At 69.0% G+C, this 12,956-nt stretch carries 20 protein-coding genes; 9 read left to right on the forward strand and 11 right to left on the reverse strand.

What is annotated here, in order from left to right:
• Positions 1-110: 110 nt before the first annotated feature.
• Positions 111-392 (reverse strand): DUF397 domain-containing protein, encoded by a 282-nt coding sequence (locus ACFV9O_RS11100; protein WP_385415356.1) that lies wholly within the window; start codon positions 390-392, stop codon positions 111-113.
• Positions 374-1,228: a helix-turn-helix domain-containing protein gene (locus tag ACFV9O_RS11105; RefSeq protein WP_385415359.1), complete on the reverse strand. Its 855-nt coding sequence runs from the start codon at positions 1,226-1,228 to the stop codon at positions 374-376. The genes ACFV9O_RS11100 and ACFV9O_RS11105 overlap by 19 nt, the downstream gene beginning before the upstream one ends.
• Before the next feature lie 133 nt (positions 1,229-1,361).
• On the opposite strand from ACFV9O_RS11105, the gene ACFV9O_RS11110 reads away from it, so the two are divergent.
• Positions 1,362-1,574 carry a hypothetical protein gene (locus ACFV9O_RS11110; RefSeq protein WP_385415362.1) on the forward strand — a complete coding sequence of 71 codons (213 nt, stop codon included), beginning with the start codon at positions 1,362-1,364 and terminating at the stop codon, positions 1,572-1,574.
• Positions 1,571-1,789, forward strand: coding sequence for a hypothetical protein (locus tag ACFV9O_RS11115; protein WP_385415364.1), 219 nt, complete (start codon positions 1,571-1,573; stop codon positions 1,787-1,789). Before ACFV9O_RS11110 ends, ACFV9O_RS11115 begins: the two co-directional genes overlap by 4 nt.
• On the opposite strand, the gene ACFV9O_RS11120 is transcribed toward ACFV9O_RS11115, so the two are convergent.
• Both ACFV9O_RS11120 and ACFV9O_RS11125 read right to left on the reverse strand, forming a co-directional pair.
• Positions 1,753-1,989, reverse strand: coding sequence for a hypothetical protein (locus tag ACFV9O_RS11120; protein ID WP_385415367.1), 237 nt, complete (start codon positions 1,987-1,989; stop codon positions 1,753-1,755). The genes ACFV9O_RS11115 and ACFV9O_RS11120 overlap by 37 nt on opposite strands.
• 61 nt (positions 1,990-2,050) lie before the next feature.
• Positions 2,051-2,356 carry a DUF6247 family protein gene (locus ACFV9O_RS11125; protein ID WP_385415370.1) on the reverse strand — a complete coding sequence of 102 codons (306 nt, stop codon included), beginning with the start codon at positions 2,354-2,356 and terminating at the stop codon, positions 2,051-2,053.
• Between the two features lie 190 nt (positions 2,357-2,546).
• On the opposite strand from ACFV9O_RS11125, the gene recO reads away from it, so the two are divergent.
• Genes recO through ACFV9O_RS11145 form a run of 4 tightly spaced genes read left to right on the forward strand, consistent with a single transcriptional unit; the run spans position 2,547 to position 5,352 of the window.
• Positions 2,547-3,296: a DNA repair protein RecO gene (recO, locus tag ACFV9O_RS11130; protein ID WP_385415373.1), complete on the forward strand. Its 750-nt coding sequence runs from the start codon at positions 2,547-2,549 to the stop codon at positions 3,294-3,296.
• A 28-nt stretch (positions 3,297-3,324) separates the two neighbouring features.
• Positions 3,325-4,176 (forward strand): isoprenyl transferase, encoded by an 852-nt coding sequence (locus ACFV9O_RS11135; RefSeq protein WP_385415376.1) that lies wholly within the window; start codon positions 3,325-3,327, stop codon positions 4,174-4,176.
• 50 nt (positions 4,177-4,226) lie between these two features.
• Positions 4,227-4,769 (forward strand): YcxB family protein, encoded by a 543-nt coding sequence (locus ACFV9O_RS11140; protein WP_385415379.1) that lies wholly within the window; start codon positions 4,227-4,229, stop codon positions 4,767-4,769.
• Positions 4,770-4,809: 40 nt separating this feature from the next.
• Positions 4,810-5,352 carry a YcxB family protein gene (locus ACFV9O_RS11145; protein WP_385415382.1) on the forward strand — a complete coding sequence of 181 codons (543 nt, stop codon included), beginning with the start codon at positions 4,810-4,812 and terminating at the stop codon, positions 5,350-5,352.
• Between the two features lie 57 nt (positions 5,353-5,409).
• On the opposite strand, the gene ACFV9O_RS11150 is transcribed toward ACFV9O_RS11145, so the two are convergent.
• The 5 genes from ACFV9O_RS11150 to ACFV9O_RS11170 form a co-directional block, all read right to left on the reverse strand.
• Positions 5,410-5,823, reverse strand: a complete 414-nt coding sequence (locus ACFV9O_RS11150; protein ID WP_385415384.1) for a Fur family transcriptional regulator — start codon at positions 5,821-5,823, stop codon at positions 5,410-5,412.
• Positions 5,824-5,906: 83 nt separating this feature from the next.
• Positions 5,907-6,815, reverse strand: a complete 909-nt coding sequence (locus ACFV9O_RS11155; RefSeq protein ID WP_385415387.1) for a metal ABC transporter permease — start codon at positions 6,813-6,815, stop codon at positions 5,907-5,909.
• Between the two features lie 2 nt (positions 6,816-6,817).
• Positions 6,818-7,585 (reverse strand): metal ABC transporter ATP-binding protein, encoded by a 768-nt coding sequence (locus ACFV9O_RS11160; RefSeq protein ID WP_385415390.1) that lies wholly within the window; start codon positions 7,583-7,585, stop codon positions 6,818-6,820.
• Entirely contained in the window at positions 7,582-7,740 is a 159-nt protein-coding gene (locus tag ACFV9O_RS11165) for a hypothetical protein (protein WP_385415393.1), read from the reverse strand. The genes ACFV9O_RS11160 and ACFV9O_RS11165 overlap by 4 nt, the downstream gene beginning before the upstream one ends.
• Positions 7,737-8,753, reverse strand: coding sequence for a metal ABC transporter substrate-binding protein (locus tag ACFV9O_RS11170; RefSeq protein WP_385415396.1), 1,017 nt, complete (start codon positions 8,751-8,753; stop codon positions 7,737-7,739). Before ACFV9O_RS11170 ends, ACFV9O_RS11165 begins: the two co-directional genes overlap by 4 nt.
• A 144-nt stretch (positions 8,754-8,897) precedes the next feature.
• Between ACFV9O_RS11170 and ACFV9O_RS11175 the strand changes: the two genes are divergently transcribed.
• Both ACFV9O_RS11175 and ACFV9O_RS11180 read left to right on the forward strand, forming a co-directional pair.
• Entirely contained in the window at positions 8,898-10,280 is a 1,383-nt protein-coding gene (locus ACFV9O_RS11175; protein ID WP_385415398.1) for a glycine--tRNA ligase, read from the forward strand.
• Positions 10,281-10,384: 104 nt separating this feature from the next.
• Positions 10,385-10,603: a hypothetical protein gene (locus ACFV9O_RS11180; RefSeq protein ID WP_385415401.1), complete on the forward strand. Its 219-nt coding sequence runs from the start codon at positions 10,385-10,387 to the stop codon at positions 10,601-10,603.
• Positions 10,604-10,670: 67 nt separating this feature from the next.
• Here ACFV9O_RS11180 and ACFV9O_RS11185 read toward each other — a convergent pair whose 3' ends face one another.
• The gene (locus ACFV9O_RS11185) at positions 10,671-11,258 is read right to left on the reverse strand and encodes a TetR family transcriptional regulator (RefSeq protein ID WP_385415404.1); all 588 of its coding nucleotides are present in this window, start codon (positions 11,256-11,258) and stop codon (positions 10,671-10,673) included.
• A 38-nt stretch (positions 11,259-11,296) separates the two neighbouring features.
• Positions 11,297-12,325, reverse strand: a complete 1,029-nt coding sequence (locus ACFV9O_RS11190) for an aldo/keto reductase (protein ID WP_385415406.1) — start codon at positions 12,323-12,325, stop codon at positions 11,297-11,299.
• A gap of 282 nt (positions 12,326-12,607) precedes the next feature.
• Between ACFV9O_RS11190 and ACFV9O_RS11195 the strand changes: the two genes are divergently transcribed.
• A complete protein-coding gene (locus tag ACFV9O_RS11195; protein ID WP_385415409.1) occupies positions 12,608-12,832 on the forward strand; it encodes a DUF6243 family protein in 225 nt (74 codons plus the stop codon).
• Positions 12,833-12,956 lie beyond the last annotated feature (124 nt).

The raw sequence follows: 12,956 nt of genomic DNA on the forward strand, positions 1-12,956 counted from the left end.
CTCCCCCTTCTGCGGTTGGCCGTTGGGTGGGGGGGTCGCTCTTCTCCTTCTCGCCCCCCTCCCCCCCCCTTTCTCCCTTCCCTTTCCCCCCCCCCGGCCCCGGACCGCTTTCAGGCCTTGACCAGGCCGTCCACGAAGGCGGTCCAGGCGGCGGCCGGGACGATCAGCGCGGGGCCGGTGGGGTTCTTGGAGTCGCGGACGGGGACGACGCCGGGGACGTCGTCGAGGACCTCGACGCAGGACTCACCGCCGGAGCCGCCGCTGTACGTGCTCTTGCGCCACGGGGCGGCGCCCGGAAAGTCGTATGCGACCTCGACGCAATCCTCTCCGCCGGAGCCGCCGCTGTACGTGCTCTTGCGCCAACGGGCGGTGCTCAGGTCGTACTCGCGCATCGTCTGTAGTCCTCCGCCACCGACTCGATCACGGCCAGGGACGCCTCCGGCGACAGTGCGGCGGCCCTCAGGAGATCGTAATCGGCCTGGGCCCGCTTCACTACGGCTGGATCATCGAGCAGATTCCCCGAAAGCACCGACTCCGTATAGGCGGTTGGCGGGGCGTCCTCGAACTCCATGAGCTTGAGCGTCTTGCCCATCTGCGGGTGCGCCCCGGCCGAGAACGGCAGCACCTGCACCAGCACCTTGCGGTCGCGCATCATCGCCAGGACGTGGTCCACCTGCTGGGCCATCACGACCGGGCTTCCTACCGGGATGCGCAGCACGGTCTCATGCAGGACGCCCCAATACACCGGCCGTGTAGCGTCCTTGAGGATCGGGGCGCGGTCCAACCGCGCCTTGACCATGTCCTCGATGTACTCCTCATCGGCGAGCGGGTTGCTCGCCAGGTACACCGCCCGTGCGTACTCCGCGGTCTGGAGCAGTCCAGGCACCACCGCAGGCGCGTACTCGCAGATCTTCGTCGCCAGTCGCTCAAGCTCCGCCACATGCGCGAAGTACTCCGTGTACGGCGAATCGGCGATCAGCTTCTTCCACATCCGCTCGAAAAAACCGTCGGTTTGCAGCGTCTCGTCGATCCGGCCCGCCACGTCCTTCTGCGGCTTCCGAATAGCCTGTTCGAATTGGCCGATGTAGCCCCCGGATACGAATACCCGCCGCCCCAGTTCCCCCTGCGTCAGCCCCACCATCTCCCGCCTGGCCTTGAGCTCCTGGCCGAAGAACTCCCAGGCCGCCCGCCTGGACCCCACCCCTCGCCCCTTACCTGCGTTGGCCATGGATTAACTCCTTTGTGCTGCCGTGCAGTTGTAGCGCGCGTATGTCTGCCGATTCTAGGTCTGTGTCCTCACACTCATGAGGGGAAGGCAGAAAAAGAATCCGAGGCATGACGACAGGAGCGCCGTGGAAGAAATGGACCATCTCCAAGACGCCGAGGCGGCTGTGGCGGAATTGAGGGACGCGCTGGCCCGGGCCGGAGTGACGCTGCCGTCGCTCGGACTGGACCCGGTCACGTGCGCCGGCCGGAGCCCGAGGGCGCTGGTCGAGCTGGGCCGCTGCACGGTCGAGACCGCACGGCGGATGGCCGCCGCGCTGCCCGGACCGGGGGAGGAGGCGGACCGATGACGGCACCGGCCGTGGGGTCGTACGTGATCGACACGAGCACCGGACAGGTGGGGCAGGTCATGGGCCACGAAGGGCCGTACGTCCAGCTCAGACCGATCGGCGGCGGCCGCGAATGGGACTGCGCCCCGGAGACGCTGCGCATCGCCACCGCCCAGGAGCGCCTCAGCGCGGCGACGGCCTACGCGAACGCGCGCAGCCGCGGCGAGGTGCCGTGAGCGCTGTCACCCGTACCAGGTGACGTGCAGACGTACACACATTCGTGGCGGGGAACGGGCAGGAAGCTGATGAAGCCGCGTCCGCCGAGGATGTCGAACTCCCGCAACCCGCCCTCGCGGTCGATCGGCCTGCCGACCCTGACCGAGTCCGCGCCGAGTGCCGCGAGCTCGGTGGTCAGGCGCTCCACCTCGGCCACCACTCCGGGCGGCAGCCCCTTGGTGACGTATTCCTCGCTCGGGTTGCAGTCCAGGTCCAGTCGGTCACAGGCCGGCCTCTGCCTCCGCCGCCTCGCGGATCCGGCGGATCTCGTCGATGGCCTCTGTCGGATCCTGCTCACCCGCGTTCACGATCCGCTCCAGCTCACGCAGGCGCTCGGCGCGCTGCGGATGACGTTCGATCGCGATGAACACGGCCCAGGAGTGGACGAAGGCCCGGAGCGGGGCGAGGCTCCGCGTCTGCTGAGCGTTCGTCGTCGCCTCGAACAGGTGCTGAGTGAGGGCAGGGAGGCGGCTGGGAGCGATCCGGGACACCGCTGCCCGCAGAGCGTCGGGCGTCAGCTCGGGCATCGGAATCAGAGGCCCGTACGGGCCATCGGGCTGCGCACTCACAGGGACCTCCGGTGCGGGTGGGGCTGGTCTTCGTACCGTACCGGCCGGGGACAACCCGTTCCCGCCCTTCCGGCGGGGATCACCCGCGGATGACCCCGAGTGCCGGGGCGCAGCCCACCGGCCCGCGTCCGTACGCGAGAATGGACCCATGAGTCTGTTCCGCGACGACGGCATCGTGCTGCGCACCCAGAAGCTGGGTGAGGCGGACCGGATCATCACGATCCTCACCCGCGGCCACGGGCGCGTCCGCGCCGTCGCACGCGGGGTGCGGCGCACCAAGTCGAAGTTCGGGGCGCGACTGGAGCCCTTCTCGCACGTGGACGTGCAGTTCTTCGCACGCGGAAGCGAGCTCGTCGGACGCGGACTGCCGCTGTGCACACAGAGCGAGACCATCGCTCCCTACGGTGGCGCGATCGTCACCGACTACGCCCGCTACACCGCCGGAACGGCCATGCTGGAGACGGCGGAACGGTTCACCGACCACGAGGGCGAGCCGGCAGTCCAGCAGTACCTGCTGCTCGTCGGGGGCCTGCGCTCCCTCTCCCAGGGCGAGCACGCGCCGAACCTCATCCTCGACGCGTTCCTGCTGCGCTCCCTCGCCGTCAACGGCTACGCGCCCAGCTTCGAGGACTGCGCACGATGCGGCCTCCACGGGCCCAACCGCTTCTTCTCCGTCGCGGCGGGCGGCGTCATATGCGGCGACTGCCGGGTGCCCGGCAGCGTCGTACCCTCTGCGGAGGCCATCGGTCTGCTCAGCGCACTGCTCACCGGAGACTGGGACACGGCGGACGCCTGCGAGGCACGCCACGTCCGGGAGGCGAGCGGACTGGTGTCCGCCTACCTGCACTGGCACCTGGAGCGCGGCCTGCGCTCGCTGCGGTACGTAGAGAAAAGCTAGGAAGCGAAGCTAGGAGAGTGTGACCCCCATGGCACGACGCGGAATCCTGGGACGTTCCCGCCGCGAGTACAAGGTCCCCGAGCCGCACCCGTCAGGGGCACGCCCGCCGAAGATCCCCGGTGAGCTGGTGCCGAACCACGTGGCGATCGTGATGGACGGCAACGGCCGCTGGGCCAAGGAGCGCGGCCTGCCGCGCACCGAGGGGCACAAGGTCGGCGCCGAGCGCGTGCTGGACGTACTGCAGGGCGCGATCGAGATGGGCGTCGGAAGCATCTCGCTGTACGCCTTCTCCACCGAGAACTGGAAGCGCTCGCCGGACGAAGTGCGCTTCCTGATGAACTTCAACCGTGACTTCATCCGCAAGACCCGCGACCAGCTCGACGAGCTCGGCATCCGCGTGCGCTGGGTGGGCCGCATGCCCAAGCTGTGGAAGTCGGTGGCCAAGGAGCTCCAGATCGCACAGGAGCAGACCAAGGACAACGACGGGCTCACGCTGTACTTCTGCATGAACTACGGCGGGCGTGCGGAGATCGCGGACGCGGTGCAGGCGCTGGCGGCGGAGGTGAAGGCGGGGAGGCTCGACCCGTCGAAGATCTCCGAGAAGACCATCCAGAAGTACATGTACTACCCGGACATGCCGGACGTCGACCTCTTCCTGCGGCCGAGCGGCGAGCAGCGCACCTCCAACTACCTGATCTGGCAGAGCGCTTACGCCGAGATGGTCTTCCAGGACGTGCTGTGGCCCGACTTCGACCGCCGCGACCTGTGGCGGGCCTGCCTGGAGTACGCGCAGCGCGACCGCCGCTTCGGCGGGGCGATCCCGAACGAGGAACTCCTCGCCATGCAGGGCAAGGACCCGGCCGAGAACCCGGCTGTCTGACCCATCCGTTACGATCACGGCCCGTCACCAAGCAGCACCGGGGAGGGGCCGTGACCGAGGGGCAGAGCATGGCGGCGGACGCCGCCGTCGAGCTGAGGTACGAACTGAGCCAGCCGGACTGGTCCGACGCGTTCCACGCCCGCGGGCGGGTACGGGGGATCAAGGGCCGGCTGCAGGGGCTGGCCGCACCGGTGCTCTTCGCGGTGGCGGTATTGCTCTTCACGAACAGCGTCCTGGCCACGGGCATCGCCTTCCTCGGCATCCTGTTCGGCCTCATCGCCAGGACAGGTGCCCTGGCCGCGCGGCACGCCAGGATGGGCGCCCCGCTCGGGCCGTGGACCGCGACCGTCGCCGACTCCGGCGACGACGGCGTCCGCTTCGCGGGCACGCACATGGAGACCCGCCGGGGCTGGCGGAGCCTCGGCGGATACGTGGAAACCGCCGCCGGATTCGTCCTGCTGACCCCCGCGCCGTACCTGCTCGTCGTGCACTATCTGCCGAAGCGCTCCCTGGGCAAGGCCGACACCGACCGGCTGCGCGGCATACTCGACCGCCACCTGCCCCGCCACGGCGGCCGTCCGCTCCGGCACTGAGGCCAGTAGGATCCGCAGGTCGTCGCACAGGGGAGGGGCCATGGCAGAAGGCCGGAGCACGGAACTCGCCGATGAGGTCGCTGACGGGCAGGCGGTCGAGCTGGTCTACCGGCCGAAACCCGCCGACACGCTGGTCGGCCTGCGGGTCCGAGAACGGATCAAGCGGACGGGGCTGCTGCTGCGGGGCGTGTTCCTCACACTCTTCACCGGGGTCCATCTCCTCGGCACCGTACGCCGGGGAACCATCGAGCCGGTCTCGACCGCTCTGTTCCTGTTCGTCGTCCTGTTCGTGTGGGGCTATCCGCGAATACAGGCCGCCCATGTGCAGCGCATCGTCGGATGGCAGGGCGAGTACCGCACCACCGTGTCCCCGGCCGGGATCACCTGCAGCACCGACCACAGCACGCTGATCCAGAAGTGGTCCGTGCTCCAGGGCTACCGGGAGACGCGCGGCCACTTCGTCCTCCTCAGCCGGGACCCCAACATCATGTGCCTCGAGGTCCTGCCCAAGCAGGGGCTGAGCACGCCCGACGACGCCGACCGGCTGCGGGCCGTCCTGGACCGGCACACCACCCGCGTCTGACGTACGCGAAAGAGGCCCGCACCGGCATCCGGTGCGGGCCCCTTCACGTCGACCTGCCTACTGCGCCGCCGCGCACTCCGCGCACGTACCGAAGATCTCCACCGTGTGCGCCACGTTCACATAGCCGTGCTGCGCCGCGATCGTCTCCGCCCACTGCTCCACGGCCGGGCCCTCGACCTCGACCGCCTTGCCGCAGACGCGGCAGACCAGATGGTGATGGTGCTCACCGGACGTGCACCGCCGGTACACCGCCTCGCCGTCGCTGGTGCGCAGCACATCGACCTCGCCGGCCTCGGCAAGGGACTGCAGCGTCCGGTAGACCGTCGTCAGGCCCACCGAATCGCCGCGGTGCTTGAGCATGTCGTGCAGCTCCTGCGCACTGCGGAACTCGTCGACCTCGTCGAGCGCCGCCGCCACCGCAGCCCGCTGCCGGGTCGACCGGCCGCGTACAGGGGGTCCAGCAGTCGCCACAGGTGCCTCCTTACGTTCCGCCGCTCCTCAACGGGCCATTCTGCCAGGCGCACATCCCGGCCCGGCCCGGCCGCGGGCCCGGATCAGACCCGGACGCCGTCCGTGGCACCGTCCACCGTCGGGCGACGCGTGACCGGAAGGTCCAGATCGCACTCCGCCTCCACCGCCTCCAAGGCCCTCGCCCGCCGGCGCGCCAGCGGCGTCACCAGCACCGTCAGCAGCACGAACAACCCGATCGCCAGCAATACGATCGTCGCCCCCGGCGGCACGTCCTGGTAGTACGAGACGACCGTGCCCGACAGCGTCACCGCCGTACCGATCGCCACCGCACCGACGAACGTCACCACGAACGACCTGGCCACCTGCTGCGCCGCCGCCACCGGCACCACCATCAGCGCGCTCACCAGCAGCAGACCGACCACACGCATCGCCACCGTGACCGTCACCGCCGCCGTCACGGCCACCAGCAGATTCAGCGCCCGCACCGGAAGCCCCGTGACCCGCGCGAACTCCTCGTCCTGGCTGATCGCGAACAGCTGCCGCCGCAGCCCGACCGTCACCAGCAGCACAAACCCCGCCAGCAGACAGATCGCGGTCACGTCCTCGTCGGAGACCGTCGACAGCGAACCGAAGAGATACGAGGTGAGATTCGCGTTCGAGCCGTTCGGCGCCAGGTTGATCAGCATCACGCCGCCCGCCATACCGCCGTAGAACAGCATCGCCAGCGCGATGTCGCCGCGCGTGCGCCCGTACGCCCGGATCAGCTCCATCGCGACCGAGCCCACCACCGCGACCAGCGTCGCCATCCACACGGGGTTGGTGGAGAGCAGGAAGCCGAGGCCGACGCCCGTCATCGCGACATGGCCGATGCCGTCGCCCATCAGCGCCTGCCGGCGCTGCACCAGATGCACACCGACGGCCGGAGCCGTGATCCCGACGAGCACCGCGGCCAGCAGCGCCCGCTGCATGAAGGGGTCCTGGAGAAATTCCATGATCAGGTCAGCAGTCCCGTGCGGAGCGGCTCGTCGGCCGCGTGCGGATGTACATGGTCGTGGCCGGGCAGCGCATGCTGCCCGACGGCCTCGGGCGGTGGCCCGTCATGGACGACACAGCCGTCGCGCAGCACCACCGCCCGGTCGATCAGCGGCTCCAGCGCACCCAGCTCGTGCAGCACCAGCAGCACCGTCGTCCCCGCCGCGACCTGCTCGCGCAGCGTCGCCGCGAGGATCTCCTGACTGGCCAGGTCCACACCCGCCATCGGCTCGTCCATGATCAGCAGAGCGGGCTCGGTCGCCAGCGCGCGGGCTATCAGCACCCGCTGATGCTGACCGCCGGACAGCGCGCTCACCGCGTCCTTCGTCCGGTCGGCGAGCCCGACCAGCTCGATCGCCCGCTGCACGGCCGCCCTGTCGCCCCTGGACGGCCAACGCAGCTTCGTACGCGACAGCCGGCCCGACGACACGACCTCCCGGACGGTCGCCGGGACGCCACTCGTCGCGGTCGTGCGCTGTGGCACGTACCCGACGCGCGACCACTCACGGAACCGGCGCAGCTCCGTACCGAAGAGGGACACCGAGCCGCCCGTGAGCGGCACCTGGCCGATCAACGATCGCACGAGCGTCGACTTGCCCGAGCCGTTGGCGCCGAGCAGCGCGACGACCTCACCGGGTTCCACGGTGAGGTCGACACCACGCAGCACCGGGCGCGAGCCGAGCGTGGCCCTCGCCCCGCGGACCGATATGACGGGATCACTCACGCTCACAACTGCTCCTCTGCTGCTGTCGCCACGGCGGCGGTTTCGGCTGCGACGTCGGCCTCGGCCTCGGCTGCGACGTCGGCCTCGGCCTCGGCTGCTGCTTCCGCTTGGGTCGCTGTCGCTGCCGCTGCCGCCGCAACGGCTGCAATACTGCTGGTCACTTCGCGCCGAGAGCCTTCTGCAGCGCGGCGAGGTTGGACTCCATCACCCCGAAGTAGTCATCGCCCTTGGACTGCTCCGTGATTCCCTCCAGCGGGTCCAGGACGTCCGTCTTCAGGCCCGCGTCCTTGGCGAGGGCCTTCGCGGTCTTGTCGCTGGCGAGCGTCTCGAAGAAGACGGTGGTGACCTTGTCCTGCTTCGCGATGGTCTGGAGCTCCTTGATACGGGCCGGGCTCGGCTCGTTCTCCGGATCGACGCCCGCGATGCCCTCCTGCTCCAGGCCGTAACGCTCGGCGAGATAGCCGAAGGCGGAGTGGGTGGTGATGAAGGTCCTGGTGGCGGTGTTCTTCAGGCCCTGCTCGAAGTTCGTGTGCAGGCCGTTCAGCTTGGTGACCAGTGCGTCGGTGTTCTTCTTGTAGTCGGCGGCGTTCGCCGGGTCGGCCTTCTCCAGCGAGGCGCCGACGCCCTTGGCGACCTCGGCGTACTTGACCGGATCCAGCCAGACGTGCGGATCGGCGGCGGCACCCTCCGCGCCGTGCCCGTCCGCGTGCTCCTCGCCCCCGTGCTCCGCGTGCTCCTCGGGGGCCTCGCCCTCATGGCCGTGGTCGTGGTCGTGGCCCACCGCGGTGCCGTGGTCCTCCAGCTCGGTCAGCGTGGCCGCGTCGACGGTGTTCTCGACGCCGGCCTGCTTGATCGCCTCGTCGACGGCGGGCTGGATACCCTTGAGATAGAGGACGTAGTCGGTCTGGCGGAGCTCGGAGGTCTGCCTGGGCTTCAGCTCCAGGTCGTGCGGCTCGACGCCGGGCTTGGTGAGGGTCGTGACCGCGACATGGTCACCGCCGATCTGCTCGGCGAGATACTGCATGGGATAGAAGGACGCCACCACATCCAGCCTGCCGTCACTCTTGTCGCCGTTCTTCGCGCCTGCGGAACCGGAGCAGGCCGAGAGGGTCACGAGGGCGAGCGCGGCCGCACCGGCGACGGCGGGGGCAGGTATGAGGCGTCGTACGTTCATGACAGTCATTTTCAACAAACATGGAAACGATTGTCAACAAAGGGCGGGCAGGCCCCCTACCCGGAACCGATTTGATCCGGGGGGTGCGCCCGCCGGTAATCTGAAGCATTCGCTTCAGCCCGTCGTCGTAATGAAGAGAGCACCGTGGCCGCCGACAAGATCGACACGATCGTCAACCTGAGCAAGCGCCGTGGCTTTGTCTACCCGTGCAGCGAGATCTACGGCGGACAGCGTGCCGCCTGGGACTACGGGCCGCTGGGCACCGAGCTCAAGGAGAACATCAAGCGCCAGTGGTGGCGCTACATGGTCACCTCGCGTGAGGACGTCGTCGGTATCGACTCTTCGGTGATCCTGGCGACCGAGGTCTGGGAGGCCTCCGGTCACGTCGCCACCTTCACCGACCCGCTCACCGAGTGCACCTCCTGCCACAAGCGCTTCCGCGCCGACCACCTCGAGGAGGCGTACGAGGAGAAGCACGGCCACGCCCCCGCCAACGGCCTGGCCGACATCAACTGCCCCAACTGCGGCAACAAGGGCCAGTTCACCGAGCCCAAGCAGTTCTCCGGCCTCCTCTCCACCCACCTCGGCCCCACCCAGGACTCCGGCTCCATCGCCTACCTGCGCCCCGAGACCGCCCAGGGCATCTTCACCAACTTCGGCCAGGTCCAGCAGACCTCGCGCAAGAAACCCCCCTTCGGCATCGCCCAGGTCGGCAAGTCCTTCCGCAACGAGATCACGCCCGGCAACTTCATCTTCCGCACCCGCGAGTTCGAGCAGATGGAGATGGAGTTCTTTGTCAAGCCCGGCGAGGACGAGAAGTGGCACGAGTACTGGATGGAGCAGCGCTGGAACTGGTACACCGGCCTGGGTCTCCGTGAGGAGAACATGCGCTGGTACGAGCACCCGGCCGAGAAGCTCTCCCACTACTCCAAGCGCACCGCCGACATCGAGTACCGCTTCCAGTTCGGCGGCAGCGAGTGGGGCGAGCTCGAGGGCGTCGCCAACCGCACCGACTACGACCTCAACGCCCACTCCAAGGCCTCCGGCACCGACCTGTCGTACTTCGACCAGGAAGCCGGCGAGCGCTGGACCCCCTACGTCATCGAGCCCGCCGCCGGCGTCGGCCGCACCATGCTCGCCTTCCTCCTCGACGGCTACAACGAGGACGAGGCCCCCAACGCCAAGGGCGTCATGGAGAAGCGCACCGTGCTCCGCCTCGACCACCGCCTCGCCCCGGTCAAGGTCGCCGTGCTGCCGCTCTCCCGCAACCCCCAGCTCTCCCCGAAGGCCAAGGGCCTCGCGGCCGACCTGCGGCAGAACTGGAACATCGAGTTCGACGACGCCGGCGCCATCGGCCGCCGCTACCGCCGCCAGGACGAGATCGGCACCCCGTACTGCGTCACCGTCGACTTCGACACCCTCGACGACAACGCGGTGACCGTGCGCGAACGCGACACCATGAAGCAGGAGCGCGTGTCCCTGGACCAGATCCAGGCGTACCTCGCGGCCCGCCTCATCGGCTGCTGACACACATCAGTTCACCGGCACGACAGCAAGAAGCCCCCGGTTCCGGGTACGGAACCGGGGGCTTCGTTGCACACTGGGCGCACTCGTCGACACGGAGGCCCGCAATGCCGTCCACCACCAGCAGCAAGGTCAGCAGATGGGACCAGCACGGCCGCGAACACATCGTCCGCGTCCAGAAAGCAGGCGTACAACGGGCATTGACCTGCGACACCTGCGGCTGGCGCAAGAGCGCACAGTTCCTGCCCTGGCTCAAGGCTGAGGAACACCTGGCCGAGGCCCACCAGGCCACGGTGGACCCGGCAGCAGGCAACGGGACCCCGTGACGCCGTGATGCCTGGGACGACCGTGACGCCGTGATGCCGTGATGCCTGTGACGGACGTCCGCGGGCCTCAGGCCCGAAGACCGCTCAGCAACAGCTCGCACACCGCACGGAATTCGTCGTCGATCGTGGCCCGCCGCCACTCCGGCGCATGCACCGGATCATGGAAACGGGTCGTCGCGTCGAACACCGCCTGCGCCGCCGAGATCGGCGCCGGCGCCACGAACTCCCCGCCGCGCACACCCTCTTCGATGATCCGCGTCAGCTGGCTGACCAGCACCACCAGATGCTCGTCCACCACGTCACTGGCCTCCGTGATCAACACCGAGTACGTGGCGAACAGCTCCGGATCGTCACCCGCCTTGTGACGCTTCGCCTCGAAAAGGCCCGCCAGCCAGGCGCGCAGCTTCTCCTCGGCCGACCGCGAAGGCGCCTCCGTGATCTCCGACAACAGCTCCTCCGTCCGGCCGAGCCAGCGCGCCGTCACGGCCTCACGCAACGCCGCCTTCGTACGGAAATGCCGGTAGACGCTCCCATGGCTCACGCCGAGCACCCGCGCCACGTCCACGACCGTGGCCTTCGCCGGGCCGTAACGACGCAGCACCTCCTCCGTGGCCTCGAGGATGCGATCGGTGGTCAGAGTCTCGCTGGTGGACATGGCAACGACGGTACCCGGCCAGTCCGACAGCACCGCCCTCAGTGCTCGCTGTCGAGGTGCGTCATCTGCGCTTCCGGGTAACGCGCACCGGCCGCCGCGTCCGCCGGAACCGCACGCTCGACCGCGTCCAGATCGGCAGCGTCGAGCGTGACGGCGAGCGCACCCAGCGCCTCGGAGAGCCGGTCGCGACGGCGGGCACCCACGAGCGGCACGATGTCCTCGCCGCGCGCCAGGACCCAGGCGATGGCGATCTGGGCGACCGAGACACCCTTCTGCTCGGCGATCTTGCGCAGCTGCTCGACCAGCTCGAGGTTGTGCTTCAGGTTCTCGCCCTGGAAACGCGGGCTCATGCCCCGGAAGTCGTTGGCGGCGAGCTTCCGGTCGCCGCTGAAGTGGCCGCTGATCAGTCCGCGCGACAGCACGCCGTACGCCGTGATGCCGATGCCCAGCTCGCGGGCCGTGGGCAGGATCGCGTCCTCGATGCCGCGCGAGATCAGCGAGTACTCGATCTGCAGATCGGCGATCGGGGCGACCGAGGCCGCCCGGCGCAGGGTCTCCGCACCGACCTCCGACATACCGATGTGCCGGACATGACCCGCCTGGACCAGCTCGGCGATCGCCCCGACCGTCTCCTCGACGGGGACATCGGGGTCGACGCGGGCGATCCGGTAGATGTCGATGTGGTCCACACCGAGGCGCTGCAGCGAATACGCCACGAAGTTCTTCACGGCGGCGGGCCGGCCGTCGTAACCGCCCCAGCCTCCGTCCGGATCGCGCAGCGCCCCGAACTTCACGCTGGTGAGCGCCTTCTCGCGGGCGGCGGCGGGCGCGGTGCGGAGCGCCTCGTTGATCAGCAGCTCGTTGTGTCCCATTCCGTAGAAGTCGCCGGTGTCGATCAGCGTGATCCCGGCGTCGAGCGCGGCATGGATCGTCGCGATGGACTCGGCCCGGTCGGCGTCTCCGTACAGCGCGGACATACCCATGGCGCCGAGGCCGAGGGCGGAGACCTCGGGGCCGGTGGTGCCGAGGGTGCGGGTGGGGATGGGGTGGGGGACGTTGGACGTCATCGGGACTCCTGGGGGAGGGATGGGGATGTCGTGTAACGACTATGGCATGACGACTGACAGATTTCAATATCTGTCAGTCGTCAGATGTCAGCGCCGTGATCCCGTGTGCCCGATCAGTGATGGCGGTGGCCCGTGGAAAACCGGATGCTCCGGCCCGTCTCGAGGCGGTAGCGTCGCCCGCATGTTTTCCTTCTTCCAGATTTACGAGTGAGAGTGCGGCGGCTCTGTCCCGCCCCCACCAGATGACATCCGGATCACTTCTCACCACGATGGGAGAACCCCGTGGCCAAGAGCCGTAACAACCTCCTCGGCGTGGGCGGACAGCGGAAGAAGCTGTCCCGCGCCGACCAGCAAGGAAACGGTCCGACGCGGAACGCCGAGCGCAAGGCGGCCTCGGACCAGAAGCAGGAGCTGCTGCGCAAGATGAAGGAGCGCACTCAGGGCGCCCAGGGCCAGGAGGCCGCCCAGGACGACAGCGGTTCCACTGGGGCGAGCGCGCAGAGCTGACACTCTCACCACCGTGGGGCCGGGGGGGGTTGCGGGGGCAGGGGAGCGTGGGGGTTTCTGGGGGGGGGGGTCCCAGGGGGGGGGGACCCTCCCGCCTCTGGGGGAAGTAGGAGGGAGCCGGACA

This window comes from Streptomyces sp. NPDC059909 (genome assembly GCF_042730885.1).
GTDB lineage: Bacteria > Actinomycetota > Actinomycetes > Streptomycetales > Streptomycetaceae > Streptomyces.

Excerpts from the sequence above, each read along its gene's own strand:
- ACFV9O_RS11100 (WP_385415356.1), bottom strand. The coding sequence starts at position 392 with ATGCGCGAGTACGACCTGAGCACCGCCCGTTGGCGCAAGAGCACGTAC.
- ACFV9O_RS11105 (WP_385415359.1), bottom strand. The coding sequence starts at position 1,228 with ATGGCCAACGCAGGTAAGGGGCGAGGGGTGGGGTCCAGGCGGGCGGCC.
- ACFV9O_RS11110 (WP_385415362.1), top strand. The coding sequence starts at position 1,362 with ATGGACCATCTCCAAGACGCCGAGGCGGCTGTGGCGGAATTGAGGGAC.
- ACFV9O_RS11115 (WP_385415364.1), top strand. The coding sequence starts at position 1,571 with ATGACGGCACCGGCCGTGGGGTCGTACGTGATCGACACGAGCACCGGA.
- ACFV9O_RS11125 (WP_385415370.1), bottom strand. The coding sequence starts at position 2,356 with ATGCCCGAGCTGACGCCCGACGCTCTGCGGGCAGCGGTGTCCCGGATC.
- recO (WP_385415373.1), top strand. The coding sequence starts at position 2,547 with ATGAGTCTGTTCCGCGACGACGGCATCGTGCTGCGCACCCAGAAGCTG.
- ACFV9O_RS11135 (WP_385415376.1), top strand. The coding sequence starts at position 3,325 with ATGGCACGACGCGGAATCCTGGGACGTTCCCGCCGCGAGTACAAGGTC.
- ACFV9O_RS11145 (WP_385415382.1), top strand. The coding sequence starts at position 4,810 with ATGGCAGAAGGCCGGAGCACGGAACTCGCCGATGAGGTCGCTGACGGG.
- ACFV9O_RS11155 (WP_385415387.1), bottom strand. The coding sequence starts at position 6,815 with ATGGAATTTCTCCAGGACCCCTTCATGCAGCGGGCGCTGCTGGCCGCG.
- ACFV9O_RS11170 (WP_385415396.1), bottom strand. The coding sequence starts at position 8,753 with ATGAACGTACGACGCCTCATACCTGCCCCCGCCGTCGCCGGTGCGGCC.
- ACFV9O_RS11180 (WP_385415401.1), top strand. The coding sequence starts at position 10,385 with ATGCCGTCCACCACCAGCAGCAAGGTCAGCAGATGGGACCAGCACGGC.
- ACFV9O_RS11185 (WP_385415404.1), bottom strand. The coding sequence starts at position 11,258 with ATGTCCACCAGCGAGACTCTGACCACCGATCGCATCCTCGAGGCCACG.
- ACFV9O_RS11190 (WP_385415406.1), bottom strand. The coding sequence starts at position 12,325 with ATGACGTCCAACGTCCCCCACCCCATCCCCACCCGCACCCTCGGCACC.